This window comes from Kitasatospora sp. NPDC057223 (assembly GCF_042669755.1).
Taxonomy (GTDB): domain Bacteria; phylum Actinomycetota; class Actinomycetes; order Streptomycetales; family Streptomycetaceae; genus Kitasatospora.
In genome coordinates, this window is the sequence record NZ_JBHUWW010000022.1 from 1 (window position 1) to 15,733 (window position 15,733).

Annotated in this window: 12 protein-coding genes; 8 read left to right on the forward strand and 4 right to left on the reverse strand. The window is 73.2% G+C overall.

The genetic code is table 11. The features are described from left to right. Positions 1 to 53: 53 nt before the first annotated feature. A complete protein-coding gene (gene ileS / locus ACFUK0_RS11340) occupies positions 54 to 3,206 on the reverse strand; it encodes an isoleucine--tRNA ligase (protein ID WP_380248626.1) in 3,153 nt (1,050 codons plus the stop codon). A 614-nt stretch (positions 3,207 to 3,820) separates the two neighbouring features. Between ileS and ACFUK0_RS11345 the strand changes: the two genes are divergently transcribed. From ACFUK0_RS11345 to ACFUK0_RS11365, 5 genes are all read left to right on the forward strand, one after another. Then, positions 3,821 to 4,336 carry a TraR/DksA family transcriptional regulator gene (locus tag ACFUK0_RS11345; protein ID WP_380248628.1) on the forward strand — a complete coding sequence of 172 codons (516 nt, stop codon included), beginning with the start codon at positions 3,821 to 3,823 and terminating at the stop codon, positions 4,334 to 4,336. Between the two features lie 215 nt (positions 4,337 to 4,551). Next, positions 4,552 to 5,172, forward strand: coding sequence for a signal peptidase II (lspA, locus tag ACFUK0_RS11350; RefSeq protein WP_380248630.1), 621 nt, complete (start codon positions 4,552 to 4,554; stop codon positions 5,170 to 5,172). A gap of 33 nt (positions 5,173 to 5,205) precedes the next feature. Further along, complete coding sequence (locus ACFUK0_RS11355; protein ID WP_380248632.1) at positions 5,206 to 6,144, forward strand: RluA family pseudouridine synthase; 939 nt, start codon at positions 5,206 to 5,208, stop codon at positions 6,142 to 6,144. A gap of 1 nt (position 6,145) precedes the next feature. Beyond that, positions 6,146 to 6,607, forward strand: coding sequence for a GNAT family N-acetyltransferase (locus tag ACFUK0_RS11360; protein ID WP_380248634.1), 462 nt, complete (start codon positions 6,146 to 6,148; stop codon positions 6,605 to 6,607). Between the two features lie 17 nt (positions 6,608 to 6,624). After that, positions 6,625 to 7,074, forward strand: coding sequence for a hypothetical protein (locus ACFUK0_RS11365; RefSeq protein ID WP_380248636.1), 450 nt, complete (start codon positions 6,625 to 6,627; stop codon positions 7,072 to 7,074). 10 nt (positions 7,075 to 7,084) lie between these two features. On the opposite strand, the gene ACFUK0_RS11370 is transcribed toward ACFUK0_RS11365, so the two are convergent. After that, a complete protein-coding gene (locus tag ACFUK0_RS11370) occupies positions 7,085 to 8,110 on the reverse strand; it encodes a mechanosensitive ion channel family protein (RefSeq protein ID WP_380248638.1) in 1,026 nt (341 codons plus the stop codon). A 238-nt stretch (positions 8,111 to 8,348) separates the two neighbouring features. On the opposite strand from ACFUK0_RS11370, the gene ACFUK0_RS11375 reads away from it, so the two are divergent. Together ACFUK0_RS11375 and ACFUK0_RS11380 are read left to right on the forward strand one after the other, a co-directional pair. Then, the gene (locus ACFUK0_RS11375) at positions 8,349 to 11,153 is read left to right on the forward strand and encodes an alpha/beta fold hydrolase (protein ID WP_380248640.1); all 2,805 of its coding nucleotides are present in this window, start codon (positions 8,349 to 8,351) and stop codon (positions 11,151 to 11,153) included. Beyond that, positions 11,150 to 12,031, forward strand: coding sequence for an ABC transporter permease (locus ACFUK0_RS11380; protein ID WP_380248642.1), 882 nt, complete (start codon positions 11,150 to 11,152; stop codon positions 12,029 to 12,031). The genes ACFUK0_RS11375 and ACFUK0_RS11380 overlap by 4 nt, the downstream gene beginning before the upstream one ends. A 73-nt stretch (positions 12,032 to 12,104) precedes the next feature. On the opposite strand, the gene ACFUK0_RS11385 is transcribed toward ACFUK0_RS11380, so the two are convergent. Continuing rightward, positions 12,105 to 13,784, reverse strand: a complete 1,680-nt coding sequence (locus ACFUK0_RS11385) for an alkaline phosphatase D family protein (RefSeq protein WP_380248644.1) — start codon at positions 13,782 to 13,784, stop codon at positions 12,105 to 12,107. A gap of 251 nt (positions 13,785 to 14,035) precedes the next feature. Between ACFUK0_RS11385 and ACFUK0_RS11390 the strand changes: the two genes are divergently transcribed. Beyond that, a complete protein-coding gene (locus tag ACFUK0_RS11390; RefSeq protein ID WP_380248646.1) occupies positions 14,036 to 14,638 on the forward strand; it encodes a dienelactone hydrolase family protein in 603 nt (200 codons plus the stop codon). A 114-nt stretch (positions 14,639 to 14,752) separates the two neighbouring features. Here ACFUK0_RS11390 and ACFUK0_RS11395 read toward each other — a convergent pair whose 3' ends face one another. Then, positions 14,753 to 15,679, reverse strand: a complete 927-nt coding sequence (locus ACFUK0_RS11395) for a sigma-70 family RNA polymerase sigma factor (protein ID WP_380248648.1) — start codon at positions 15,677 to 15,679, stop codon at positions 14,753 to 14,755. Positions 15,680 to 15,733 lie beyond the last annotated feature (54 nt).

Below are 15,733 nucleotides of genomic sequence, written 5' to 3' on the forward strand. Positions count from 1 at the left end.
CCACCTCTGGTCCGGGGTGGCGGCCGCGCTGCTGGTGCCGGTCGGGCCGCGGGTCAGGCCTTGCGCAGCTGGAAGGCCAGGCCGAGGCCGTCGTCGCGGAACGACTCGGACTCCCAGTCGGCGGCGCCGGCGGCGAAGTCGACGGCCAGCACCTCCTCCGCGACCAGCGCGCCGTGCTCGGTGATCGCCGCGGCGGTCTCCTCGTCCTCGGCCAGCCAGCGCAGCACGATCCGGTCCGCGACGTCCAGGCCGGAGTTCTTGCGGGCCTCCTGGATCTGGCGGATGGCGTCGCGGGCGACGCCCAGGCGCTTGAGCTCCGGCGTGATGTGCAGGTCGAGCGCGACGGTCGCGCCGGCCTCGTTGGCGACGGCCCAGCCCTCGCGCGGCGTCTCGGTGATGATCACCTCGTCGGGGGAGAGCGCGATCGGCTCGCCGTCCAGCTCGACGCTCGCGCTGCCGGTGGAGCGCAGGCCGGCCGCGAGCACGGCGGCGTCGGCGGCGGCGACCGCCTTGGCGACGTCCTGCACGCCCTTGCCGAACCGCTTGCCGAGCGCCCGGAAGTTGGCCTTGGCCGTGGTGTCGACCAGCGAGCCGCCGACGGCCGCCAGCGACTCCAGGGTGGAGACGTTCAGCTCCTCGGCGATCTGCGCGCGCAGGCCGGCCGGCAGCTCCTCCCAGCCCTGGGCCGCGATCAGCGCGCGGGAGAGCGGCTGACGGGTCTTCACACCGGACTCCGCCCGGGTGGCGCGGCCCAGCTCCACCAGGCGGCGCACCAGCGCCATGTGCCGGGACAGCTCGGTGTCGATCAGCGCCTCGTCGGCGACCGGCCAGCCGGCCAGGTGGACGGAGGCGGGCGCCTCGGCGTCGACCGGGACGACCAGGTCCTGCCAGACCTGCTCGGTGATGAACGGGGTGAGCGGGGCCATCAGCCGGGTGACGGTCTCCAGCGCCTCGTGCAGGGTGGCGAGCGCGGCGGCGTCGCCCTGCCAGAAGCGGCGGCGCCCGCGGCGGACGTACCAGTTGGAGAGGTCGTCGACGAAGCCGGAGAGCAGCTTGCCGGCCCGCTGGGTGTCGTACGCCTCCAGCGAGGCGTCCACCTCGCGGACCAGGGTGTGCAGCTCGGAGAGCACCCAGCGGTCGAGCTGCGGCCGGTCGGCCGGGGCCGGGTCGGCGGCGGACGGCGCCCAGCCGGTGGTGCGGGCGTACAGGGCCTGGAAGGCGACGGTGTTCCAGTAGGTGAGGAGGGTCTTGCGGACCACCTCCTGGATCGTCCCGTGGCCGACCCGGCGGGCCGACCAGGGCGAGCCGCCGGCCGCCATGAACCAGCGCACCGCGTCCGCGCCGTGCTGGTCCATCAGCGGGATCGGCTGCAGGATGTTGCCCAGGTGCTTGGACATCTTCCGGCCGTCCTCGGCCAGGATGTGGCCGAGGCACACGACGTTCTCGTAGGAGTTCTTGTCGAACACCAGCGTGCCGACGGCCATCAGCGTGTAGAACCAGCCGCGGGTCTGGTCGATCGCCTCCGAGATGAACTGCGCCGGGTAGCGCTTCTCGAACAGCTCCTTGTTCTGGTACGGGTAGCCGTACTGCGCGAACGGCATCGACCCCGAGTCGTACCAGGCGTCGATCACCTCGGGCACCCGGGTGGAGACGCCGCCGCACTCGCGGCAGTCGAAGGTGACGTCGTCGATGTACGGGCGGTGCGGGTCCAGCCCGCTCTGGTCGGTGCCGGTCAGCTCGGAGAGCTCGGCCAGCGAACCGACGCAGGTGAGGTGGTTCTCCGCGCAGCGCCAGATCGGCAGCGGCGTGCCCCAGTAGCGGTTGCGCGACAGCGCCCAGTCGACGTTGTTGTTCAGCCAGTCGCCGAAGCGGCCGTGCTTGACGTTCTCGGGGAACCAGTTGGTCGCCTCGTTCTCGCGGATCAGCGCGTCCTTGACGGCGGTGGTCCGGATGTACCAGGACGGCTGCGCGTAGTAGAGCAGCGCGGTGTGGCAGCGCCAGCAGTGCGGGTAGCTGTGCTCGTACGGGAGGTGGCGGAAGAGCAGGCCGCGCTCCTGGAGGTCCTTGACCAGCGCCTCGTCGGCCTTCTTGAAGAAGACGCCGCCGACCAGCGGGACCTCGGGCGCGAAGGTGCCGTCCGCGCGGACGGGGTTGACCACCGGCAGGCCGTACCGGCGGCAGGTCGCGAGGTCGTCCGCGCCGAAGGCGGGCGACTGGTGGACGATACCGGTGCCGTCCTCGGTGGTGACGTAGTCGGCGTTCAGCACGTAGTGCGCGTTCTCGATCTCGACCAGGTCGAACGGGCGGGTGTACGCCCAGCGCTCCATCTCGGCGCCGGTGAAGCGGTCCCCGGTGGGCTCCCAGCCCTCGCCGAGCGCCTTGCCGAGCAGCGGCTCGGCGACGACCAGCTTCTCGCTGCCGTCGGTGGCCACCACGTACGTGACGTCCGGGTGGACGGCGGCGGCGGTGTTGGAGACCAGCGTCCAGGGGGTGGTCGTCCAGACCAGCAGCGCGGCCTCGCCGGCGAGCGGACCCGAGGTCAGCGGGAAGCGGACGAACACCGAGGGGTCGACGACCGTCTCGTAGCCCTGCGCCAGCTCGTGGTCGGACAGGCCGGTGCCGCAGCGCGGGCACCACGGGGCGACCCGGTGGTCCTGGACCAGCAGGCCCTTGTCGAAGATCTGCTTCAGCGACCACCAGACGGACTGCACGTACGACGGGTCCATCGTGCGGTAGGCCTGGTCGAGGTCGACCCAGTAGCCCATCCGGGTGGTCAGCTCGGCGAAGGCGTCGGTGTGCCTGGTGACCGACTCGCGGCACTTGGCGTTGAACTCGGCGATGCCGTACTTCTCGATGTCCTGCTTGCCGGAGAAGCCGAGCTCCTTCTCGACGGCCAGCTCGACCGGCAGGCCGTGACAGTCCCAGCCGGCCTTGCGGGCGACGTGGTAGCCCTTCATCGTCCGGTACCGGGGGAAGACGTCCTTGAAGACGCGGGCCTCGATGTGGTGGGCGCCGGGCATGCCGTTGGCGGTCGGCGGGCCCTCGTAGAAGACCCACTCCGGGCGGCCCTCGGACTGCTCCAGGCTGCGCTGGAACACCTTGTTGTCCTGCCAGAAGCTCAGGATCCGGTGTTCGAGGGCGGGCAGGTCGACCTGGGCGGGGACTGCGTTGTAGGCGGGCTGGCCGTGCTCGGGCGGGGTGCTCATCGCGGTGTCTTCCTCCGGCGGATGCGTGGACTGGCTTCCGACGGAGGGACGAGACGGCGTGCCGTCCCGCGGTACCACCCTCCTTGGCCGCGATGGTGCTGCGGCCCTCTTGTTTGGGGGCTTGCTGCCGGTTCTACCGGGCCGTGAGGCCGTTCTTCCGGCGGCTCCGGGGTGATCTTCCCGCCGTGCACACCCCCGGGCTCGCACCGTCCCCGGGTCGCTGGTGGCTGCGTACGTCGGTACTCGTCCCATCTGCGCCTTGCAGGCCCAGTGTATCGGCCCGGACAACCCGGTTTCTCCGCCCCGCGCCGGTGTGCGCTCCCACCGGTGCGGTTAGCAGATGACGATCTGGGCACAACTTGGACAGCACGAGGGCAGGGGCGGCCGGGGAGGCTACCCGGGTGGCATCGGCAGGCTGTATCGATGCGTATCGGTATGTCATGTTGTGGCCGGATTTGATGGGGATTATCGTTCCGGCACTGGAGGCCGCCGGGAACCGGCGGCTCGATTCATTCGTAGATGGGGTCGAAGCCATGGCTGAGAAGGCAACCGGCGCGGGCACCGCGACCAAGCGGGCCCGCAAGGCTGTGGCAGGCGACCCAGGGGAGGGGACCGTGACCACCACCGCACGGCACAAGAACAGCAACGGCACCGCCCGCGTAGCAGCGCCCGGCCGTACCCGTACACCCGCCGCCACCGGCGCCCGGGCGGTCGGCGGCGCCGAGTCGGTCGACCCGGCCGAGCTGCCGGTACGCCCCGGTGAGGACGCCTGGACCTCGGTGGAGGTGGCCGAGCTGCACGCCGAGCTCATCAGCGAGCTGGAGCGGCTCCAGGCCGAGATCGACGCCTCCGAGGCGGCGATCACCGGCCTGATGCGCGACTCCAACGACGGCGCCGGCGACGACCAGGTCGATGCCGGCACCAAGAACATCTCGCGGGAGAGCGAACTCGCCCTCGGCAACAACGCCCGCGACAGCCTCGCCCAGACCGAGCGCGCCCTGGGCCGCCTGGAGGGTGTCGGCTTCGGCGTCTGCGAGTCCTGCGGCCAGGCGATCGGCAAGGCCCGGATGCAGGCCTTCCCGCGCGCCACGCTCTGCGTCCAGTGCAAGGCGAAGCAGGAACGGCGGTAACCGGGGCGCCGGACGGGGCCGGGCTTGCCGTACGCTCGACCCCGTAACGTCGGCCCTCGTTTACCCGGCCACGGCCGGGCGGGCCCCCATCGGCAGCGGAGCGGATCATCAGTACCCAAGGTTCCCCCCAGACGCGGGACGAGTCCGTCCCGACCACTGCTGCCCCGGCGCAGGCGCCCCTCACCGGGGCGGAGGACGCCGGACGGGAGGCCGCGGTGCGGGACGAGACCGTGCCGGCGGCGGCCGGGCCCGCGGGCGCGACGGGGGCCACCGGCGGCGCCCGCCGCCGTCGGATCGGTGTCCTGCTGGTCGTGGCGCTGCTCGCCTACCTGATCGACCTCGGCAGCAAGCTGCTGGTCGTGGCGAAGCTGGAGGGCCACTCGCCGATCCAGGTGGCCGGCGACATCGTCACGCTCCAGGTGATCCGCAACGGCGGCGCGGCCTTCGGCATGGGCCAGGCGATGACCATCGTCTTCACCATGATCGCCACCGCCGTCATCGTGGTGATCTGGCGGATCGCCCGCCGCCTCTACAGCCTGCCGTGGGCCGTCGCGCTCGGCATGCTGCTCGGCGGCGCCCTCGGGAACCTCACCGACCGGCTGTTCCGCGCGCCGCAGGTGTTCCGCGGCCACGTGGTCGACTTCATCTCCGTCCAGCACTTCGCGGTCTTCAACCTCGCCGACTCGGCGATCGTCTGCGGCGGCATCCTGGTGGTGCTGCTCTCCTTCCGCGGCAGCAACCCCGACGGCACCGTGCACCACGGCGGCGCCAAGGACGAGCCCTCCGGGGCCCGGCCGTCCAAGGACGGGACCGATGCCGGGACGCCGGGTGAGTAAGGGCGGCCGCTCCCGTCCGGCATACTCGTACGGGTGAGTACCGCAGCGCAGACCCGTAGCCTCCCCGTTCCCGACGGCCTCGAGGGCGAGCGTCTCGACGCCGCGCTCGCCCGGATGTTCGGTTTCTCCCGGACGAAGGCCGCCGAGCTGGCCGCCGACGGCAAGGTGACCATCGACGGGGCGACGGCCGGCAAGTCCGACCGGGTGATGGCCGGATCCTGGCTGGAGGTCGAGATCCCGGCCCCCGCGGCCGCCGTGCAGATCGTCGCCGAGCACGTCGAGGGCATGCGCATCGTCCACGACGACGACGACATCGTCCTCGTCGACAAGCCCGTCGGCGTCGCCGCCCACCCGAGCCCCGGCTGGACGGGTACCACCGTCATCGGCGGCCTCGCCGCGGCCGGCTACCGGATCTCCACCTCCGGCGCGGCCGAGCGCCAGGGCGTCGTGCACCGCCTCGACGTCGGCACCTCCGGCCTGATGGTCGTCGCCAAGTCCGAGCGGGCCTACACCGACCTCAAGCGGCAGTTCCACGACCGCGTGGTCGAGAAGAAGTACAACGCCCTCGTCCAGGGCCACCCGGACCCGATGAGCGGCACCGTCGACGCGCCGATCGGCCGCCACCCCAGCTCCGACTGGAAGTGGGCCGTCACCCAGGCCGGCAAGCCCTCCGTCACGCACTACGACCTGATCGAGGCCTACCGCGCCGCCTCGCTGCTGGACATCAAGCTGGAGACCGGCCGCACCCACCAGATCCGGGTGCACATGTCCGCGCTGCGCCACCCCTGCGTCGGCGACCTCACCTACGGCGCCGACCCGACGCTCTCCAAGCGCCTCGGCCTCACCCGCCAGTGGCTGCACGCCGTCTCGCTCGGCTTCGAGCACCCGTCGAACGGCGAGTGGGTGCAGTTCAGCAGCGAGTACCCGGCCGACCTGCAGAAGGCCCTCGACATCATCTCCTCGGAGAGCTGACATGGCCGCCGACATCAGGGTGGCCGCCGGCGAGGCCGACCTGGCGCTGGTCGCCGGCATCCGGCGCGAGGTCTTCGTCGTCGAGCAGAACGTCCCGGAGGAGCTGGAGTACGACGAGCTCGACGCCACCTCCGAGCACCTGCTCGCGACCGGCCCCGACGGCGCCGCACTCGGCACCGCCCGGCTGATCCACGGTGAGCAGGCCCTGAAGCTCACCGGCGGCAGGCCCGGCCGGGTGCTGCTCGGCCGGCTCGCCGTCTCCCGGACGGCGCGCGGCACCGGCCTGGGCGCCGCCCTCGTCCGGGCCGTCGAGCAGGCGGGCCGCGAGCGCGGCGCGACCGAGGTCGAGCTGCACGCCCAGACCCAGGCCCTCGGCTTCTACGAGCGCCTCGGCTACACCGCCGAGGGTCCGGAGTACCTGGACGCGAACATCCCGCACCGGACGATGACCCGGGTGCTGTAGCCGCTACGCTGCGCGGCATGCTGAAGTTCGCCAAGTGGGGGCCGTTCGGTGTGATCGCCCTGCTGATGCTGGGACTCGTCGGGGTGGGCGTCCTCACCGGGGCCTCGTCCTGCTGGTCGGGTGCGGCGGACCGGCTCGGGTCCGCGCTCGCGAAGGAGCCCGTGCTGGCCGCGCACCCGGCCGGGTCCGAACCGGTGTCCGGGGGCACCTCGTCGTGCGACGCCGATGACGGGCACGTCGAGGCCTGGCAGGACTACCGGCTCTCGATACCGGACGCCGAGGCGCTGGCCTTCTACCGCGACGCGGCGGTCGGCGGAGGCTGGCGGCCGGTGGAGGGCCGCCGGTCCCCCTGCTACGCCAAGGAGGTCGGCGGCAGCACCGCGTACCTCTACACGGGCCGGCCGACCGAGGGGGACCTGTTCGCCGTGACCATCACGGCCGACACCGACGGGTCGCCGTGGTGCTGACCCGACTCCGCTACGCCTCGCCCGTCCGCAGCCGGGGCAGCGCGTCCGGGTGCTCGTCGCGCAGATAGGCGATCAGCTGCTCGCGGACGGCGAAGCGGAGCAGCGCGGCGTCGTCCGGGGAGCGGGCGGTCATGGTGGCCCGGACGACCAGCGTGCTCGGGGTGGTGTCGGTGACCTGGAGGGCCCATTCGGCGCCGTCCCAGAGCGGGTTGCCGAGCAGGCGCTCATGCAGGGTGGCGCGCAGCGCGTCCACGGGAGTGGCGTGGTCGAGGTGCAGGACGACGGAGGCGAGCAGGCCCCGGTCCTTGCGGGTCCAGTTCTCGAACGGCTTGTTGACGAAGTACGAGACGGGCACGATCAGCCGGCGGTAGTCCCAGAGCCGGACCACCAGGTAGGAGAGGGTGATCTCCTCCACCGTGCCCTGCTGGCCGTCCACCACCACCACGTCGCCGATCCGGACGGTGTCGCCGAAGGCGATCTGCAGGCCGGCGAAGAAGTTGCCGAGCGCGGACTGCGCGGCGATGCCCGCCACGATGCCGAGGATGCCGGCCGAGGCGAGCAGGCTGGCGCCGATGGTGCGCATCGCGGAGAAGGTCAGCAGCATCACCGCGACCGTGACCACGGCGATCACCGCGCTGACGACCCGCCGCAGCATGCTGATCTGCGTGTGCACCCGCTGGACCCGCGCCGGGTCCTCGGTGACCGTCTCGTACCGGCTGAGCACGGCCTCCAGGCCGGCCGCGACCACCCTGACGGTCAGCCAGCCGAGGCTGGCCAGCAGCACCAGCAGGTTCACCTCGTGCAGGACGTCGCCGCTCAGGTCGAAGATCCGCTCCAGCGGCTTGGCGGCCAGCAGGAGGGCGGAGACGACGACCAGCTGGAGCGGGATCCGGCAGCGTCGCAGCAGCGGCCAGACCGCCACCCCGGGGTTGCGGGCCGCGACGCGCTGGAGCACCTGGTCGCCGCCCCAGCCGACGGCGAGGGTCACTGCGACGCTGAGGAGCAGGACGGTCAGCGGCCACAGCAGCACGGGCACCTCGCCGGGAGTGGGGAGTCGGGAGTCGGGAGCCGGGGGGTCGGGGGGCGGGAGCAGGGGGGCGACGGAAGGCGGACGGTGGACGGATCGTCAGCTGACCGTACGATACCCGGAGGATTCGGGGTGAACCGGCCTGATTCGGTCACTGCTGCGCGAAGCGACCGCCGACGCCTGCGGCCTCCGCCGGCCCCGGCTCCTTACGGCTTCCCTACCGGAAACGCGGATACGATCGCTATCCATGGAGCTCGGTGGATCATGGCGCCGCTGGCGCGCACGCAGGACGGCCACGACGTCCAGGACCCGGCGGCTGGTGACCGCCGCTCTCGCGGTGGCGGTCCTCGCCGGCGTGGGCACCTGGACGGCGGCCGCCGCGGGCGGCGAGGCGGCGGTCCGTCAGGAGGACCACGTCCTGCTGATGCCCGAGACACCCGGCAGCACGCAGCAGGTCGGCATCGACACCTCGTACTTCACCACCGGTACGGGCCCGCGCCCCGCCGTCCTGCTCGCCCACGGCTTCGGCGGCAGCAAGGAGGGCGAACGCGCCCGCGCCGAGCAGCTCGCCCGCTCCGGCTACGCCGTCCTCACCTGGTCCGCCCGCGGCTTCGGCCACTCCGGCGGGAAGATCGGCCTCAACGCCCCCGACCGCGAGGTCGAGGACGTCAAGCACCTGGTCGACTGGCTCGCCGCCCGCCCCGAAGTCCGCCTCGACGCCCCCGGCGACCCCAGGGTCGGCATCACCGGCGCCTCCTACGGCGGCGCCATCGCCCTGCTCGGCTCCGCCGCCGACCCGCGGATCGACACGGTCGCGAGCCAGATCACCTGGTGGAACCTCGCCGACGCGCTCTTCCCGCAGGGGGTCCAGGGCGGGACGGCGCAGGACGGGGTGTTCAAGAAGCTCTGGGCCGGCCTCTTCTTCACCACCGGTTCCGCGGGCGACCTGACCGCGACGGGCGCCGCGCCCGCCGCACCCGCCGCGCCGAATCCGGACGCCGCGGCCGACGGCCCCGTCGGGTGCGGGCGCTTCCTGGACGAGCTGTGCGCGATGTACGACCGGGTCGCCACCACCGGGCACGCCGACCCCGAGGCCGTCGCCCTGCTCGACCGCTCCAGCCCCTCCTCCGTCGCCGCCCGGCTCAAGGTGCCGACCCTGGTCGTCCAGGGGCAGCAGGACTCGCTCTTCCCGCTCGACCAGGGCGACGCCATCGCCAGGGCCGTCGCGGCCAACGGTGCCCCGGTGGCCGTGGACTGGTTCGCCGGCGGGCACGACGGCGGCACCGACACCAGCGACCGGGTCGACACCAGGGTCACCGGCTGGTTCGACCACTACCTGAAGGGGACGCCGGGCGACACCGGCCCGGCCTTCCGGGTCACCCGCACCGGCGGCGTCGACTCCACCGGCTTCCAGGCCGTGCTGCGCGGCGCCACCGCCGACGCCTACCCCGGCCTGGCCGGCACCGGCTCCCGCAGCGTCGAACTGACCGGCGCCGAGCAGTCCTTCGCCAACCCGCCCGGCGGCGCACCGCCCGCCATCTCCACCCTGCCCGGCATCGGAGCCCTCGCCCAGGCCGCCTCGCTCGGCGGCGGCCTCTCGCTGGACTTCCCCGGCCAGCACGCCACCTTCGACTCCGCGCCGCTCGACTCCGCCCTGCACCTGACCGGGCAGCCCGGCGTGGCCGTCCACGTCTCCGCCGACCGGCCCGACGCGGTGCTCTTCGCGAAGCTGTACGACCTCGGCCCCGACGGGAAGCAGACGCTGCCGCAGCAGCTCGTCGCCCCGCTGCGGGTCACCGGCGCCGACGCCCCCGGCGGCCGGACCGTCCAGATCGCGCTGCCCGCGGTCGACCACGACTTCCCCGCCGGCCACCGGCTGCGGCTCGTGCTGGCCACCACCGACCTCGCGTACGCCTCGCCCGCCGAACCCGCCACCTACCGGGCCGCCGTGGCCGGCCCGCTCACCGTGCCGACCGTCGACGCGCTGAAGACCGAGGCCGCCCCGCTGCCCGCCCGCACCTGGCTGCTGCCCCTGGTCGCCCTCGGCGTCGCCGCCCTGCTGCTGGCCGGACGCCGCGGCCTGCGGCGCGGCCGCGAGCGCCACGCCCCCGACCCGGCGCTCGCCGGCGTACCGCTGCAGATCACCGGCCTGAGCAAGCGCTACAAGGGCGCGGCCGACCGGTACGCCGTCCGCGACCTCGGCTTCCGGGTCGAGAAGGGCCAGGTGCTCGGCCTGCTCGGCCCCAACGGCGCCGGCAAGACCACCACCCTGCGGATGCTGATGGGCCTGATCCGCCCCGACAAGGGCGAGATCCGGATCTTCGGCCACGCCATCCGCCCCGGCGCCCCCGTGCTCTCCCGGGTCGGCTCGTTCGTCGAGGGCGCCGGCTTCCTGCCGCACCTCACCGGCCGCGCCAACCTCCAGCTCTACTGGCAGGCCACCGGCCGCCCCGCCGAGGACGCCCACCTGGACGAGGCCCTGGTCATCGCCGACCTCGGTGAGGCCCTCGACCGCGCGGTGCGCACCTACTCGCAGGGCATGCGCCAGCGCCTCGCCATCGCCCAGGCCATGCTCGGCCTGCCCGACCTGCTGATCCTCGACGAGCCGACCAACGGGCTGGACCCGCCGCAGATCCGCGAGATGCGCGAGGTGATGATCCGCTACGCGGCCGCCGGACGCACCGTCATCGTCTCCAGCCACCTGCTCTCCGAGGTCGAGCAGTCCTGCACCCACCTGGTGGTGATGGACCGCGGCCGGCTCGTCAGCGCCGGGGACGTCGCCGAGATCGTCGGCGCGGGCGAACTGCTGCTCGTCGGCACCCCCGCCGGGTACGGACCGGACGAACTGGCCGTCGCCGCCGACAAGACGGCCGCACTGGCGGGCGTCGGCTCCGCCGAGGTCGTCGACGGCGGCCTCCTCGTCCGGCTGGACGGCATGACGGCCGGACAGCTGATCGCCGAACTCGTCCGCCTCGGCGTCCCGGTGGAGCGCGCCGGGCCGCACCGCCGCCTGGAGGACGCGTTCCTCTCCCTGATCGGAGGCACCGCGTGAGCACCCCGGTGAGCACCCCCGGCGCCGCCGAGGCGGCGCCCGACCACGCCCCCGGCTACAAGGCCGGCCGCACCCTGCCGCTGCGCGTCGAGGCGATGCGCCAGCTGCGCCGCCGCCGCACGATGGTGATCGGCGGGGTGCTCGCGGCGATGCCGTTCGTCATCCTGCTGGCGTTCCAGATCGGCGGCACCCCCAGCCGCACCGACCGGACCACCTTCATCGAACTCGCGACCGCCTCCGGCCTCAACTTCGCCACCACCATGCTCTTCATGGGCACCGGCTTCCTGCTGGTCATCCCGGTCGCGCTGTTCTGCGGCGACACCGTCGCCTCCGAGGCCAGCTGGTCCTCCCTGCGGTACCTGCTCGCCGCCCCCGTCCCCCGGGCCCGGCTGCTGGCCCGCAAGTTCGCCGTCGGCCTCGCCTTCTCCGCCGTCGCGATCGTCCTGCTCCCGCTGATCGGCCTCGGCGTCGGCACCGCCGCCTACGGCTGGGGCGACCTCCAGCTGCCCGCCGGCATCAGCCTGCCCGCCTCCACCGCCCTGCCGCGCCTGGCGATCGCCGTCGCCTTCGTCCTGCTCAGCGAACTCGTCATCGCGGCCCTCGCGTTCTGGCTCTCCACCGCCACCGACGCACCGCTGGGCGCCGTCGGCGGCGCCGTCTTCGCCTCCATCCTCACCGGCGTCCTGGACGCCGTCACCGCCCTCGGCGACCTGCGCGAATGGCTCCCCGCCCACTGGCAGTACGCCTGGGCCGACGCCCTCCAGCCCCAACTGGAGTGGGGCGGCATGCTCCAGGGCGTCTCGGTCTCCTTCTCGTACGCGGTCGTGCTGCTCGCGCTCGCCTTCCGCGGCTTCGCCCGCAAGGACGTGGTGTCCTGACCGGCCGTCCGGGCCGTCCCGCCCGCCCCGGTGGGCTGCCGGGGGCGGGCGGGCGTCGCTCAGCGGGGGACAGTCACTTCACCGGCGCCCAGACCCGCTCCAGGGCCTGGCTGCCGGAGCGGCTGCGGTAGGAGCGCGTCCAGGTGCTGGTGGCGTCCCGGCGGGTGCGGTCGGAGAGGATGTAGTAGTCCATCTGCACCTGGCCCGGGGTGACGTCCAGGACGCCGTAGCCGTGCGAGTCCAGGTCGATCCACTTCACGTGCCGGTTGGCGGCCTTCAGTGCTCCCGCGGCGACCAGGGAGACGGTCTGCGGTGCCACCTTCAGGAAGTCGTCCACGTTGTCGGAGGTCACGGAGGTGACCACGAACTCCGTCGCCACACTGCCCGACGCCGGGTACGTGGCCGCCTCGTTCGGCACGTCACTGGCCCAGGCGGAGTGGATGTCGCCGGTCAGGAAGACGGTGTTGCGGATGCCCTGCGCCTTCAGGTGGCCGAGCAGTTCGCGCCGGTCGTGGGTGTAGCCGTCCCACTGGTCCGGGTTGACCGCCAGGCCCTCGCCGGGCAGGCCGAGCAGCTTCGCGATCGGGCGGAGCAGGTAGTCCGGGAGGGAGAGGAAGGCGACCGGCGAGATCATCACCGAGTTGCCGACCAGCCGCCAGGTGGTGTCGGAGGCGGACAGCCCGGCCTTCAGCCAGTCCAGCTGCGCCCGGCCGGTGATGGTGCGGTCGGGCGAGTCGACGTCCCCGCTGCCGGTCTTCACCTGCGCGGACCGGAACGAGCGCAGGTCGAGCAGCGAGAGGTCGGCGAGCTTGCCGTACCGCAGGCGGCGGTAGGTGGTGCCGGCGATCGAGGGGCGGACGGGCATCCACTCGAAGTACGCCTGCTTCGCGGCGGCGACCCGGGCCGCCCAGTCGCCCTCGGTGGCGGGGGAGTGGTTCTCGGCACCCACCGAGGAGGCGTCGTTCGCGAACTCGTGGTCGTCCCAGATGGCGATCGTCGGGACGGCGGCGTGCAGGGCCTGGAGGTCCGGGTCGGTCTTGTAACGGCCGTGCCTGGTGCGGTAGTCGGCGAGGTCCAGGATCTCGTGGGCCGGCTCGTGCGCGCGGACGACGGTACCGGCGGCACAGAACTCGCCGGTCTTGTACTCGTAGATGTAGTCGCCCAGGAAGAGGAAGGCGTCCAGGTCGCCGCGTGCGGCCAGGTGCCGGTAGGAGGCGAAGTAGCCGGCCTCCCAGTTGGCGCAGGACGCGACGCCCAGCCGCAGCCGCTGCACGGCGGCGTCGCTCGCGGGCGCCGTCCTGGTCCGGCCGGCGGGGGAGACCACCGCGCCCGCGGTGAACCGGTACCAGTAGGAGGTGTCGGCCTGCAGGCCGCGGGCGTCCACCTTGACGGTGTGGTCGGTGGCGGCGGTGGCGGCCACCGTGCCGCTCGCCACGACGGCCGCGAAGTTGCGGTCGGCGGACACCTCCCACCGGACCTCGGTGTCCGGCCCGGCGCCCGAGCCGGGCACGGCGGCCGCGGTCGGGGTGAGCCTGGTCCAGAGGACGACGCCGTCGGGCAGCGGATCCCCGGAGGCGACGCCGTGCAGGAAGGCCGGCCCCTCGGACGCCGCCGTCGCGGCGAGGGCGCGGTCGCCGATCGCCAGCGGCAGGGCGGCGGCCCCGGCGGCGATCGCGGTGGCCTTCAGCACCTGGCGACGCCGCGGGCGGGTGGTGGCGCCGGACAGGGACTTGTCATGTATGGGATTAGTCACCCGATGAGGCTACCGGGTGGTAATCATCCTGCGCAGCCCATGGACTGACTGTTCGTCCGCTCGTCATCCGATGCTCGGACGGCGGCACCGGCGCGCGTCCGGCGCGCCACCCGGCGGCCATGCGGTGCCGGAGCGGGGGTGCGCCGGGCCCGGCGGGTGGGCGGAGTGGCGCGGGGTGGCAGGAGCGGGGCGGGAATCGGGATGGGGGATCATGGGAGGGTCACCGACCAGCTCGCGAAGGAACCGTACCCGTGGCCCAGATCGTCCTCCTCCACTCCGCCTACGGCCTGCGCCCCGCCGTCCACCAGGCCGCCGACCGGCTCCGCGCCGCCGGCCACCGGGTGCACACCCCCGACCTGTACGACGGCCGCACCTTCGACACCGTCGAGGAGGGCATGGCGTACAAGGAGGAGCTCACCAACGACGAACTCCTGCGCCGGGCCGTCACCGCGGCCGCCCCGCTGCTCGCCCCCGTCAACGGCACCACCCCGCCGCCGGACGGCCTGGTCTACGCCGGCTTCTCCCTCGGCGGCGCCCTCGCCCAGAACCTCGCGCTGGCCGACGAGCAGGCGAAGGGGCTGCTGCTCCTGCACGGCACCTCGGACATCCGCGACGACGCGGCCACGAGCATTCCCGTCCAGCTGCACGTCGCCGAGCCCGACCCGTTCGAGTCCGAGGACTGGCTGAACGCCTGGTACCTGCGGATGCGCAAGGCCGGCGCCGACGTCGAGGTCCACCGCTACCGGGGGGCCGGGCACATCTTCACCGACCCGGAGCTGCCCGACTACGACGCCGAGGCGGCCGAGCAGACCTGGGCCGCCGCGCTGGACTTTCTGGCGGAGCTGGACGGGTGAGGGGTGACAGATGACAGATATTGTCAGCGCGACTCTGTCGCCTGTCACCTGTCACCTGTCGTCTGCTATCCGATAGTCGATATCCGACAGGCACGACGCCGCCAGTCCGCGATCTCAACAGCCCAGAGCCGCCAGGTCGAGCCGTCCCAGCCGTTCCGGATCCGCCAGCACGTCGATCTCGACGATCGTTCCGCCCCGCACGGTGAACGACATCAGCGAGAACGGCCGTCCGTCCCGGGTGGCGAGCAGCCCCGGCCGGCCGTCGACGAGCACCCGCCGGGCGGTGGCGGCGAACTGCGAGAAGGTGATCGCCTGAGCGGCCACCACCCGCGCCCCGCGCACCAGCTCGGCGGTGCCGGTGCGGAGGCCGCCGTAGTCGGCCCGGAGCACGATGTCCGGGTCCAGTACCGCGACCAGGGCCTCGAAGTCCCCGCCGCGCGCCGCGGCCAGGAAGGCGTCGACGACCTCGCGCTGCCGGGGGAGGTCCGGCTCCGGCGCTGCGGCGGCCCCCTGTCCCTGCACCCGGCGGCGGCCCCGGCTCGCCAACTGGCGCGCCGCCGCCGGTGTGCGGTCCACGATGGGGGCGATCTCGTCGAACGGCACCGCGAACATGTCGTGCAGGACGAACGCGAGCCGCTCGGCGGGCGGCAGGGTCTCCAGTACCACCAGCAGCGCCAGGCCGACGGAGTCGGCGAGCAGCGCCTCGTGTTCCGGGTCGGTCCCCTCCGCGCTGCTGACGACCGGGTCGGCCGGGCACGCGTCGAGCGGGTCCTCCCGCCGGGAGCCGCGCGAGCGCAGCATGTCCAGACAGACCCGGCCGACCACGGTGGTCAGCCACCCGCTGAGGTTCTCGATGCCGTCCGCACCGGTACGGCCGAGCCGCAGCCACGTCTCCTGGACGGCATCGTCCGCCTCGCTCGGCGAGCCGAGCATCCGGTACGCCACCGACCGCAGCCGGCTGCGGTTCTCCTCGAACCGGCCGGCCAGGAAGTCGGCCGAGAGCGCGTCCGCAGGCTCACCCGGAAATTCGTCCTCGTTCATCGGTCACACTCTCCCGTCGCGTTCCGTCCTCCCTCTGACGAACGGGAAGCGGCG